The sequence below is a fragment of the Cognatundibacterium squillarum genome (genome assembly GCF_014652435.1).
In the GTDB taxonomy this organism is placed as follows: Bacteria; Pseudomonadota; Gammaproteobacteria; order Burkholderiales; family Burkholderiaceae_D; genus Undibacterium; species Undibacterium squillarum.
Map to the genome: position 1 here is coordinate 908,596 of NZ_BMYU01000001.1, position 13,039 is coordinate 921,634.

Genomic DNA, 13,039 nt, shown 5'->3' on the forward strand with positions numbered 1-13,039 from the left:
TTCCTAACGTACCGGACGTTTATGAAACTGTAAATATCCGGCACTGAACAATGCCAGCGTGTACAACAGCAAAATACACAGGTCATCCCATAAGGAAAATACACTGACATCCTTCAGGAAACACGCCGTGGCAATTTCTGCGTAATACATACCCGGCAATAAATGTGCAATAACACTGGCGACTGCTGACAATGACGGTATCGGAATAATCATGCCGGAATAAAGCACTGCAGGGACCACGGTTACAATTGCAGTTCCAACCATGGCAGCAACCTGTGTTGAAACCATCACAGAAACCAGCAGCCCGATTCCTGTAGTACAGACCACATATAAGACTGTGGCGATAAAAAACAGAAGCAGGTTGCCTTTAAACGGTGTCCCGAACAGTAACCATGCCATCACACTCAGTAAGCCCGCATTCACTACGCTGATGCCGACATAAGGTAACAGTTTTCCGATCAGGTATTCAGCACGGCTCAGTGTCGACGCATATACGTTATAAATCGCACCTGACTCTTTCTCCCTGACTACACCAAGTGCGGTCAGAAATGGTGGGGACAACATCAGAATAACCATGATCAGTTTCGGTGCGAGTGACCAGATACTTTTGACCTCCTGATTGTACAAATACCGGACCTCAATACTGACTGGCTGCAACAATTGCTGAACCTGTGACTTGCTGAGCCCGGTTTGCGCGGAGACTGAGGTAGATAAGTGCTCAACACTGATCGCAGCATTCATTGCGGTGATATAACCGCGCGCTGTAAGCGCCCTGAACGGAAACGTACCGTCAATCCAGGTTTGTACATGCGCAGGTTTCCCTGCCATTAGACTTTTGCCAAAATCTGGCGGAATCACGAGTACTGCACGCAAGCTGTTATCCATTAACATTTGCTCCAGCTTTGCCTCATGTCCGCCCTGCTGTTTCAGTGAGAAATAACGACTGTCGCTGAACTTATGTGCGTAGTCACGGGAAACACTGCTCTGGTCATAATCAACAATTGCCAGTGGAATATTTTCTACATCCAGAGAAAGGCCATAGCCGAATAACAGCATCAGCAATGAAGGAACAACAAAGGCGAGAATAAAGAACAAGCGGTCACGGATAATTTCACGCCATTCTTTATAAGCCACAACAAAAATGCGTGTCCAGTTCAGCAAATGTGGTAGAGACTTATTTTCATTCATACCGACTCCGTGGATACAGCAGCTGTTTGTGCGGGTGTCTGAGATTGTTTCTCCAGCTGACTGACAATGTGAACGAAGACATCTTCCATGCTGAGTTTTTGCGTGCTAATCCGGATCAACTCTCCGGGGTCACATTTGCTTCTGATGATATTTTCTGCTTCACTGGCATTTTCAACAAACACATGCACATGTGGACCGAATACTGCCGCGCTGGCAAACCCTTCTCTCTGCAGCACTTCTGCTAACCTGGCAGAATCTGCGCCACTGATACGCAACAACTGCCCTGCTTCACTCTGGACATTCTGTTTTAACTGCTCAGGCGAAGCATCAGCAACAACCCGTCCGGCATACATCAGCGCAATATGATCACAATGTTCTGCTTCAGACATATAGTGTGTGGTGACCAGAATCGTGACTTTCTCTTCACGCGACAAACGGAACAGCACGTCCCAGAACGCTCTTCGGCCCAATGGATCAACGCCTGAGGTAGGTTCATCCAGAAATAAAACCGACGGCCTGTGAATCAGGGCACATCCCAGTGCAAGGCGCTGACGCAAGCCCATCGGTAACCCGGCTGTCAACGCGTTTGCATAGGGCCGGAGTCCTGCCATGTCAAGTATCCAGCCCATACGGTCGCGAATGCCACTCTCACTGAGACCATAAATTCCGCCGTATAAACGAATATTTTCAGTCACACTCAGATCCAGATAGAGAGAAAATGCCTGCGACATATAGCCAATGCGCTCTCTGATCTGCAGACCCGCGGTCCGCATATCCGCGCCAGCTACCCAACCGGCACCATCACTTGGCGTAAGAATGCCTGTCAGCATTTTAATCACCGTACTCTTACCGGCACCGTTAGCGCCGAGCAACCCGAAAATTTCCCCCTGCGGCACCTGAAAGCTGACGCGATCAACTGCTTTGAACTCACCAAAGTGCCGCGATAACTGACGAGCTTCGATCGCCATCCCGCTTTGTCCCGCTATTTTGTGAGACTGGCTTATATGATTGCTTGGAGCGCTGGCACCGTACTTCTGTCGCAATAAGGCAATAAAGGTATCTTCGAGTTCCGGATCTGTTTCTGTTGCGGGTGCAAGCCCCGAGCAAGCCGCCATTTGCGACAGTTGTGAGATTGCTAGCTCCGCCGGCACATCTGAAAAAATACGCACTTCATTTCCGAGCACTTCCAATTGCGGAAACACCGGCTGTACTTCATTCACGATACGCAATTGCTGCTGAGGATCTTCGCAATTCATACTGAGCATGGAGCCACTTGCCAGATGACGCAACTCCGATGGAACACCGGATGCCAGAACCTGCCCGGCATGCATAAGAGATACCCGGTGAAAGCGGCTTGCCTCATCCATATAAGCAGTTGAGACCAATGCGGTGATTTGTTTCTCTTTCAGCAGACGGCTGAGAATATTCCAGAATTCACGTCGCGAAACAGGATCAACACCGGTAGTCGGTTCATCCAGAATGACAAGGCGAGGCTCATGGATCAGCGTACATACCAGTCCGAGTTTTTGCTTCATACCACCGGACAGATTTTTCATCGGCCGATCGCGAAAGCGATCGAGGCGTGTTGCCTGCAAAAGCAAATTTTTTCGTTGTTCAAGGACGTTTTTTGGTATCAGCCTTAGGCCGCCAAAATAGTCAATATTTTCTTCAATTGAAAGATCAGCATATAAATTTTGCCCAAGACCCTGCGGCATCAGACCTATTCTGTCTTTTACCGCATCGGCATCGCGCTCGTTACGGATCTTTGTACCAAATACCGTCAGCTCACCACTATCCTGCGCAAGTACACCCGCAACAATTTTCAATAAACTGCTTTTACCAGCACCATCTGGTCCGATCAGTCCATAGATTTCCCCAGGCTGGAGGTTAAGGCTGACACCATCCAGCGCATTCACTGCACCATATGATTTTCTAAGTCCCTCCGCAATTACCGGCGCTGCCGAAGACATGGTCGACATTACTCCGCCTTTCAGTGCCAGCGTGGTTTTTGCCATTCAGCATTTTCCTTCCAGCGAATAACTGCATCGGCTGGCAGGCCCGGTGTCAGCTTATGACCCGGGTTAGCAATCAAGGTCAGCTTCACGGCATACATTAACTTGACGCGTTCATCCGTTGTCTGTACTTCTTTTGGTGTAAATTCAGCTTTTGCCGAAATATAAGAAACCCTGGCGTCGTAATAAATATCCGGCTGAGAATCGACATACACACGTGCAGGCAATCCCAGTCTGATCTGACCAATTCTGGATTCAGGAACATAGACTTTCAGATACAACTGATCAAGATTCACCATTTCGAGAATAGCACCACCCGGCATCACGACCTCACCCGGCTCGCGTAAACGTGTCAGTACAACCCCTGCAGCCGGCGTAACAATCTGCATATCTTTTAATGCTGCACCGGATTCTGTGACTGCTGCTTCAGCCCTCTGCCTCTGTGCAGCAAGTGCTGCAACCTCCTGACGACGGGCCTGAATTTTTTGTTGCCCTAAGCGGGCCTGAGCGAGAGCCTCTTTTGCACGGCGAACGTTCTCAGTTGCTGCACGCTGATCGCTATCTGCGACTTTCAATGCAAGTTCAGCCTGTTCCAGCCGGTGTTTTTCAATAACACCTTTTTCATACAATGCCTGATGCCTGTCTGCGTCGCGTTTAGACTGCAATGCAACTGCCTGTGCTTTAATCAACATTGCTTCAGCCTGACTGACTCCGGCATCTGCCACTGTAATTGCCATCGGAATTTCTTTTTCCGCAACGTCAAGACTGGCTTCCGCACCGTTTAGCTGCGCGGTGGCGGCATTTACCATTTGACGTGCCTGCTCTGTTCTTGCCTGGACACTATCGTCTTCAAGCAGTGCGACCAGTACACCTGCCTTCAGCTCATCACCTTCTCTGGCACGAACTTCACGCAAACGTCCGGGAAACTTTGCCGCTGCCATGATTCGGTCCCCCTCAACACGGCCACTTGCAGCAATTAACCCTTCGGGCAATTTTCGATTGCTCTGAATGTAGTAAGCAATACCGGATGTAATCGCAATCGCTGCCGCAATCAGCAAAACGACTCCCGTTTTTCCCGTCTGAATATTCACTGTATTTCCTCTCTGCATCTAGGGGTTAGTGCTGTCCAAGTAAGCCACTGGCGTACTGCAATTGAATATCCGACAGAATCAGGTCATATTTGGCCTGATCCCGGTTTGCATATGCCTGTAACCTTCGTGTCTCTGCATCGAGGACTTCCGTATTATTTGCAAGACCATTCCGATAACGCTCCCTCGCGAGATCACTGACCTGTTCTGCTTGCGCAAGTGCCTTTTCTGCCAGTTCCTGCCTCAATGACGATTCACGACGATTCAGCCAGGCCTGACGGACCTGTAGCGAAATCTTTTCCTGACTGTCTTTCAGCGATTCATCAACCGCTCTGCTTTCAGCGAGTAATTTGGAGGACTGCATCTTTGTCTGCCCGCCATCAAATAAATCCCATTTCATCATGACACCCGCATACCAACCCTTATCCTGTGTCAGGTAGCGGTTATCCAGTTTCGCGTATCCAGCACTGAACCCAATTTGTGGTAAGTGACTGGCTTTTACACTAGCCGCCTGTGCTGTCAGTGCCTGAGCCTGCTTTCCGAGCGCGGTAACTTCAGGCCGTTTCAGCATTGCGGCAGCACTTAACTCATGAAGAGAAGCAGAATCGTTCATTACAGGCGCTTCCGGATCACGCAGCGTAACAGCTGCATCTGAGGAACGCCCCAGCCAGCGGTTATAGGATGCTCTGGCAAGATCCAGTGCATTGATCGCCTGCAATTGCAACTGCAAAGCATTGGCCAGTGCGACTTCCGTCGCAAGAACATCATGCTTGGCAACATAGCCATTGCGATTGAGCTCACTGACATCCGTTGCGTGCCTGCGCATCGCGGCAACATGACTGTCAGCCACTGCAAGCGCATGTTGCGCTCTGAGCACGGTGATATATGTATGGGCGATTGCCAGTTTAAGATCAGCAACTGCGACTTCCGTCATTGCCTTCCGTGCTTCTGAAGCTGCATCTGCCGCACGGACGCCTGCACTGATTCTTCCGCTGGTCATCAGGGGAATCGTCATCTCAAGCATGCCGAAACTTGCTGCATCCTGAGCAAATGGTAATGACAGATTTTTCAAAGCTGGAATTGCTGGCAGAGAAAGATGCGCTGATGGCTCTGACTGAAGACGCAGGTAACCGGCATCCATTGTGATTTTTGGCAAGCGAAGTGCACGTGAAGCTCCCTGCTGCGCCTGTGCGGCTTGCTCCTGATAGCGTGCCGCAAGCACAGTGTGATCTCGTTGCAAAGCACTCTCCCAGGCTTGTTGCAGACTTTCTTGCGCCGCAACATCCGCTGCCGTCCAATAGCCATTGATACAGATCAAACCGGATGCAAGCAACAGAATTCGTCTTGCTTTCAACAGCTTTTTCCCGCACACATATTGCAGAGAATACAAATTTCTCATTTTCACAAATCCAATCAACTCATTGATTTTTATAGATTTTTAAGGTCACAACAAAAATCCGCATGTCAAAAACAGAGATTACTCAGTTTATTGCTGCATATGCACATTTCAATTGATCAGAATCAATTGTTCTGAAAGCGCACTTTGTGAAAATGGCTCATTCAATGAAGCCAGAGCTGACTTGACAAATGCCCTTGCAATACCGCGGTACAGCTGTGGCGACTGAGATACCACGCTACTCTTTGAGCTGTAAGTGTTTTGATAAAACTGATCCCGTAAAGCGATTTTTGAAATGCATTCTGATTTTTACCGCAGAAGCAATGCAAAAAATCATTCAACTCCTAACGAGGAAACGCCATGAAAACTGCTAACAAGCATTTGCAAACTCATCAAGAAAGCGCTTTCCCGGTCGCCGATATGATTTGCTATCTGACTGGATGCAGTGACACCCCGCACCCACTGGATCTGGCGATGCATCACAGAATTTCACGCCTGACAGGCGGGCTTTCACCAGCAAGTCTTATGCTTGCCTGGCTGGACTGGCATCTCCATTTAAGCTTCTCTCCCGGCAAACAAGCAGAACTATTAAGATTGCTGGAAAATCAACTGTATGAATGGCCATTACTGCTATCGCAAATTGCGGGAAATCAGGGAATGCTGACTGATGAACAGATACAAACCAGTGATACTCGCTTCAAAAGTGAAAGCTGGAGTAACTGGCCGTATAACCTCATTAGCAGACAATTTTTACAAGCTCAGTCATTCTGGGATTCAGCAACAACAGGGGTAAGGGGCGTAAGTTCGCATCATGAAAATGTTGTGAATTTTGCGGCAAGGCAATGGCTCGATATGATCGCTCCGGCTAATTTTTATCCGACTAACCCTGAAGTTCAGAGAAAAACCTTCGAAGAATTTGGTGCCAATTTGTGGCGAGGCTTGCAAAACTGGGGGAGCGATGTGCGGAAAGGCGTCGCACAGCAGATACATAAGTCCGAAACGAATGAGGACTTACCATTCAGGCCAGGACAGGATGTCGCAATCAGCGAAGGCAAAGTTGTTTTCAGCAATCATCTCATCGAATTGATTCAGTATGCTCCGGCCACAGAAACCGTCTTTAGTCAGCCTGTCCTGATTGTTCCGTCTTGGATCATGAAATACTATATTCTTGATCTGTCACCACACAATTCTATGGTGAAGTTTCTGACTGCTCAGGGTTTTACTGTGTTCATTATTTCATGGCGTAATCCTGACTCTCTGGACCGGGATCTTGGCATGGATGACTATGTGCAGTCCGGTTTTTATGCCGCATTGAAAGAAGTCAGTAAAAGGTGCGATGGCGCGTCTGTACATACCGCCGGATATTGCCTGGGCGGAACCTTGCTCGCAATCGGCATGGCAGGACTTCCCAGTCTCGAGGAATCCGGAGAAATCACGGTTGCCAGCATGACTCTGTTAGCTGCCCAGACCGATTTTACTGAGCCCGGCGAATTAGGCTTATTTATCGATGAAAGCCAGTTAGCCATGCTTGACGCACTAATGTGGAAACAAGGATATCTTGATGGCCAGCAGATGGCTGGCTCATTTCAGTTATTAAATTCGAAAGATCTGGTCTGGTCCAGGAACATGCGACGCTATTTGCTGGGTGAAGCAGAAAAGTCAAATGACCTGATGTCCTGGAATTCGGACACAACGCGCATGCCGTACAGAATGCATAGTGAATATCTGAATCATTTGTTCCTGCACAATGATCTGGCCCAGGGTCGCTATCGATTGAATGGACGCACCGTGAGTTTAAAAGCGATTAACACACCGTTATTTGTTGTTGGAACGGAAAAGGACCACGTTTCACCGTGGCGGTCCGTTTATAAAATTCACAGCCTTAGCGATGTAACGGTAGACTTCATACTTGCATCGGGTGGCCACAATGCCGGGATTGTGGCGGCGCCGGGAAACCCTAAGTGCAGCTTTTACACTTCGAAAACACTGATGCCCGGAGAGGCCGTCCCCTCTCCGGATGAATGGCTCAATGCGGCACAGAGAACAAATGGTTCCTGGTGGCTACACTGGAGTAGCTGGCTTGCAAATCAGAATTCTGATCACGTCCCGGCAAGACAATTAGCGGAGGAATTCGAATTCGCATCCGCTCCGGGAACGTATATTTTTCAGTGAGCGCCTGGCTTGATATGCTGCCATAAATTCAGCAGTAAGACCGCAAAAACACCTGCGACGACACCGGTCAATGCATCTGCCAGTACACCAGTGATCATTCCGAATAATGGATTATGTGCGAACTGAGTAACCCATTCCGCTGCAGACTCCGTTAAGTGATGCACTGGTGGTATTCCATGTTCTAATATGCCGCCGCCAACCGTGAACATCGCGATCGTCCCTGCAACCGCCAGAAATCTCATCAGCAAAGGTGCAAATTTCAGCAGAGCAGTACCGATAAAGTAGCGCAGATCACGCTGTTTTCCTGACTGACGCTGAAGATAGAGTCCGATATCGTCCAGTTTGACAATAGCAGCGACAATTCCATAAACACCAACTGTCATGAGCACTGCGATCAAAGACATTACAGAAAGGCGCGTCATAAAGGATGCCGTTGCAACCGTTCCCAGAGTGATAATCATAATCTCTGCGCTCAGCACAAAATCCGTACGAATTGCACCCTGAATTTTTTCTTTCTCAAGCTCCAGTAAAGCCTGCTCATTATCCGGACTGGCAAGCATTGCGGCAGCTTCATGAGCAACCTGATCGTCTGCCTCATCACCGTGATGGAGAATCTTCTCAGCACCCTCAAAACACAAAAATAGACCGCCAACCATCAGTAATGGCATCACTGCCCATGGTAAAAAACTGCTCAGCAACAATGCCATCGGCAGCAAAATAAGTTTATTTCTAAATGAGCCTTTCGCTACCGCCCAGACAACCGGTAACTCTCGTGCAGCTCTCACACCCGCAACCTGTTCCGCATTCAATGCAAGATCATCTCCCAGGACCCCGGACGTCTTTCCCGCTGCAACCTTTGTCATCGCAGCAACGTCATCAAGTACCGTCACAATATCGTCAATCAGTGCCAACAGGCTGGCTCCGGCCATTTTTTATCCTTTCTAAATTTTTGGTTAACTTGGTTCAATATGGCATCACTGTGCATTCAGGGAAATGATCAATAATTCTGAGGTAGCAAGAATCGTTGCAAAAAAAATTCACTTCTTACTTTATCAGAGAGGACGGATATTACATGAAGGTACGCGCAAATATTTCGAATTTAACGAGGATCGGGCTAATGGAAAATATTTTCAGCAACAACCTTGAAGCAGTAGATTCGCCGATTTCACAAAAATTGTGTAGAAATATATTCCTTTATTGAACGGGCTATTTTTTCAATAAATAAATTTATTGAGTTTATTTATACTAAATCACTGTAATACAGATAGTGCCCTGCTTTTCTAAAAAAAAATTTCACATGCATTTGCTAGTTTTGCTTAATACATCGCGAAGTCTGCAGCTTTGGCAAGCATACACTCATTTCATCTGACTCGATGTGCCCCAAAACAGTCAGGCACGGGGAGCACGGAAGTCGTAGAGCACAAAGCTAATTGTTGCGTAACGATGTTCGCTTACCAGCACACTGCATCTTAAAATTGAACAAGGTGGCGAATTGGTGTCATTCAGAACTAGTTCAAATCTGCCCGCCAAGTCCAATGAGATAAAATCTCTTGGAATGGAGGTGGAGTGCACTGCTTTGCTATGTAACGCACCTAGCACAACTTTCCGGGACTTCACATTTGCACGTGCGCCCATTTGTATAATTTGTTTTATACCGTCGCTATCCGCGAAAAGCCGTAGACAAAAACGCGAAAATCAAAACCATTCAAAGTATAACGAAATGCACCGACACTACTTGCTGGCCTTATGTTTCATTCTGGTTCGTATTCGGCTGAGAGCTTCGGGTGTAATGCCAAGATACTTCGCTACATCCCTGACCTGCAGGCGTTTTGAAATTTCGGGGTTGTGATGTAAAAATGAACCATACCTGACGTCAGGAGCCATGGTTAGCAATTCGCGTTCACGTTGCTCTTTTTTTAAAATGTGCGTCTCAAGTAAAACTCTTATTGCTTTTGCCCATTCAGAATTTTGCTCCGCTAGTTTTTGCAATTCAGGGTATCGTAACTGCTCAAGCTCAACATCCTCAACGGCAACGGCAAAGTAATCTGTGGTCCCACCAGAAATTATGACCGCAGGACAGGCAAAAAAGCCCCCTTCGCCAATGAAAGATTTGATCCACTCTTCGCCTGTTTCATCCAGATAACTTAGTTTGACGATTCCCGTCCGAATGACGTAGATGTATGGCTGCCATTCACCGGAACCAAATATTTCCTGTGCCCTCAAAAACCGGCGTATCTGTGCATTACTCTCCAGTGCATCCCATCCTGAAAGCTCCGTTCCGGCAGCGCCGGACATCAACAACCTAGTCTGCCTGAGCAATTTCACGTCCATTGCAAACGTTTCAAAACAGGCTCGGCAACACTTTCAGGCGACAAATTCCGCATACACTGATGGTGCCCTAATGGACACTCTCTCTGCTTACAAGGAGCGCATTCAATCGGATAACTGAATGAAAAAGACATATCGGAAAATGGTGGCGCATGCATTGGATCTGTCGGCCCGTAAATTGCGGCAACAGGACGATTCAGCGATGACGCAATATGCAGCAAGCCGGAGTCATTGCTGACGATCAGATCCGCAGCTGCGATAAGAGATATCGCCTGAAACAAATCTGTTTTACCGGCAAGCACTTGCGCATGCGGTAAACCGCTTTGCACCTCATTGCAGACTTCAGTATCTTTTGCAGACCCCATCAGAATAAACTGCACATTCGGATCTGCTGATTGGAGCCGCTGACCAAGTAGCGAAAAATATTCTGCAGGCCAGCGTTTGGCATTACCAAACTCAGCGCCCGGAGCGAAAATAACAAGGCGCCGCGACTGGATTAGTGAGAAGGCGGCCAATACTGCAACAACATCCCGATTTTCTATCACCAGCTTCGGTTTCGGTACTTCAGCAGTAAATTTCTTTACAGGAGGGAAAGCCAGTGCACCGTAAAATCGTGTCATCGGACGCGGATGATTTTTATCATCAAAATGCATCCTGTTAATTAATCCGTACCGACTTTCTCCTTTATACCCAATTCGCAACGGAATACCCGCCAGCCAAGGCAACAATGCAAATTTCAAGGTATTTGGTAATACATAGGCTGCGTTATATTTTCGTTGTCTGAGTTCACCCGCAAAAGCGAGTCTTTCTCTCAATTGTAAAGCTCCGTGACGGAATGGCGCCTGAATTACTTCACTGACTTCAGGCATCGCCCGCACAACCTGCGCAACCCAGGCTGTAGTCAGCACATCAATCTGAATATCCGGATCTTGGGCATGAAGTAATTGCAATAGAGGTTGAGCCATCACCGCATCACCAATCCAGTTAGGCATAATGACCAGTACACGCTGATTCTTCATATCACTTTATCTTCTGGAAAATCATTCTGCGAATTGCATTCTGTATAAATTTGCGTAAACGCCGTCCTTTGCCAATAACTGCTGATGCGTGCCCTGTTCCGCGATCTTTCCATCAGCCAGCACGACAATCCTGTCAGCACGTTCAATTGTTGACAACCTGTGAGCGATAACCAGAGTAGTTCTGCCTCGCATCAGCGCATCTAATGCAGACTGTACAGCTCTCTCAGACTCCGTATCCAGCGCTGAAGTCGCCTCATCTAGAATGAGAATTGGCGCATCTTTGTATATGGCACGCGCAATCGCAAGCCTTTGTCTTTGCCCACCCGATAATCGGGACCCGTTATCACCTATGCGTGTTTCAAGTCCATCGGGCAATTCGCTTACGACTTCGCTTAAATATGCTGCCTGGACGGCAGCCTTTACCTTTACATGATCCGGAGAAGAGTCGCCATACGCTATGTTCGCTGCGACTGTATCATCAAACAGCACTACGTTTTGACTCACCATTGCGATCTGACGTCGCAAACTATCAAGTGACAATTCATTGATATCTTGCCCGTCAAGCGTTATTTTTCCAGCCTGAGGCGAGTAAAATGCAGGCACGAGATTTACCAGTGATGTCTTCCCTCCACCGGACAGACCCACCAGCGCAACGGTCTCGCCGGACGCGATATCCAGCTGAATATCGTCAAGTGTGACTTGTTCCTGCCCCGGATAGGAAAAGCTAACACCGCAGAATGATAAATCACCACGCGCGCGTACATTCAGCAGTTTTCCATCCGTTCGCTCCGGGCTGGTATCGATCAGCTCAAACACAGATTCCGCTGCCGCCATACCACGCTGTATTGGCCCGTTCAGGTCTGCAAGACGTTTTAACGGAGTAAGCAGCAACATCATTAACGTGACAAACTCTACAAACTTTCCCACGGTTGTTGCATCTTGAGCAGCCTGCGATACAGCGAACATAATCACTACCGCAACAGACACTGCAGCTGCAAGCTGGGTCAGTGGTGTCGTCGAAGCAACGGCGATAGTGGTACGCATAGCATAACCACGTAATTTTTCATTACTCTCAGCAAAACGCTTTTTCTCGTATTCCTGACCGCCGAATATGCGTACAACCTGTGTTGCACGCGTCGCTTCTTCGATTACTTGTGTAAGTTCATTGTTTACATTCAACTGACTCTGATTCAGCACCCGTAATCGTTTACTGACACTACGGACCAAGTAAGCCATGACTGGCATCATAACCAACGCGACGATTGTCAGCTTCCAGTTTTGCCAGACAAGCGCAGCCAGCAAAACGAATACGGTCAGTGAATCCCGGATCAGCGTTGTCATGGAAACTTTCAGCATTTCTACGATCTGCTGTGCTTCCATCATAATCACATTGATAATACGGGAAGCAGACTCTTTCTGATAAAACCCTATTGGTACAGAAAGAACTCTGTCGAACACTTGTGCACGTAAGTCGTTCAAAAGTCTGGTAGATATCCAGCTCATCAGATAGCTGGTTGTAAATGTACAAATACCGCGTAGCAGAAAGATACCAATAATCGCCGCAGGAATTTTCCACAATGCAAGTCCCTTGATCGCATTCGACTTATCTTGCGCAACTGTCTCGCCACTAAGCGTATTCAGCATCGCAACATCGTTACCGCTTGGGCGACCAAAGCCATGATCCAGTATGTAGCCAAGTACGCGCGGAAAGGCAGCCTCAGTCAGCGCGGTAACAGCCATGGTTAACATTGCGATCCAGAAAAATTTACGGTAAGCCCGCATCGAACGCCATAACCTGCTGAATACCGCTCTTGTATTTTGATCAAACAAACGCAT

At 47.9% G+C, this 13,039-nt stretch carries 9 protein-coding genes; 1 reads left to right on the top strand and 8 read right to left on the bottom strand.

What is annotated here, in order from left to right:
• Nucleotides 1–3 precede the first annotated feature (3 nt).
• Genes IE092_RS03860 through IE092_RS03875 form a run of 4 tightly spaced genes read right to left on the bottom strand, consistent with a single transcriptional unit; the run spans nucleotide 4 to nucleotide 5,642 of the window.
• On the bottom strand, nucleotides 4–1,188 hold the full coding sequence (locus tag IE092_RS03860) for an ABC transporter permease (RefSeq protein ID WP_189355657.1): 1,185 nt from the start codon (nucleotides 1,186–1,188) through the stop codon (nucleotides 4–6).
• Nucleotides 1,185–3,203 (bottom strand): ATP-binding cassette domain-containing protein, encoded by a 2,019-nt coding sequence (locus IE092_RS03865; protein ID WP_229793008.1) that lies wholly within the window; start codon nucleotides 3,201–3,203, stop codon nucleotides 1,185–1,187. Before IE092_RS03865 ends, IE092_RS03860 begins: the two co-directional genes overlap by 4 nt.
• A complete protein-coding gene (locus IE092_RS03870; RefSeq protein WP_189355658.1) occupies nucleotides 3,179–4,291 on the bottom strand; it encodes an HlyD family secretion protein in 1,113 nt (370 codons plus the stop codon). The genes IE092_RS03865 and IE092_RS03870 overlap by 25 nt, the downstream gene beginning before the upstream one ends.
• Nucleotides 4,292–4,316: 25 nt before the next feature.
• On the bottom strand, nucleotides 4,317–5,642 hold the full coding sequence (locus IE092_RS03875) for a TolC family protein (protein ID WP_189355659.1): 1,326 nt from the start codon (nucleotides 5,640–5,642) through the stop codon (nucleotides 4,317–4,319).
• Nucleotides 5,643–6,044: 402 nt separating this feature from the next.
• On the opposite strand from IE092_RS03875, the gene IE092_RS03880 reads away from it, so the two are divergent.
• Entirely contained in the window at nucleotides 6,045–7,856 is a 1,812-nt protein-coding gene (locus IE092_RS03880; RefSeq protein WP_189355660.1) for a PHA/PHB synthase family protein, read from the top strand.
• Here the strand turns inward: IE092_RS03880 and IE092_RS03885 are convergent.
• The 4 genes from IE092_RS03885 to msbA all read right to left on the bottom strand — a co-directional run bounded on the left by IE092_RS03885 (nucleotide 7,850) and on the right by msbA (nucleotide 13,039).
• A complete protein-coding gene (locus tag IE092_RS03885; protein WP_189355661.1) occupies nucleotides 7,850–8,785 on the bottom strand; it encodes a DUF808 domain-containing protein in 936 nt (311 codons plus the stop codon). The genes IE092_RS03880 and IE092_RS03885 overlap by 7 nt on opposite strands.
• Nucleotides 8,786–9,587: 802 nt before the next feature.
• Nucleotides 9,588–10,187 (bottom strand): Crp/Fnr family transcriptional regulator, encoded by a 600-nt coding sequence (locus IE092_RS03890; protein WP_189355662.1) that lies wholly within the window; start codon nucleotides 10,185–10,187, stop codon nucleotides 9,588–9,590.
• Nucleotides 10,178–11,203, bottom strand: coding sequence for a lipopolysaccharide heptosyltransferase II (waaF, locus tag IE092_RS03895; RefSeq protein ID WP_189355663.1), 1,026 nt, complete (start codon nucleotides 11,201–11,203; stop codon nucleotides 10,178–10,180). Before waaF ends, IE092_RS03890 begins: the two co-directional genes overlap by 10 nt.
• A 21-nt stretch (nucleotides 11,204–11,224) precedes the next feature.
• Nucleotides 11,225–13,039: a lipid A export permease/ATP-binding protein MsbA gene (gene msbA / locus IE092_RS03900; RefSeq protein WP_189355664.1), complete on the bottom strand. Its 1,815-nt coding sequence runs from the start codon at nucleotides 13,037–13,039 to the stop codon at nucleotides 11,225–11,227.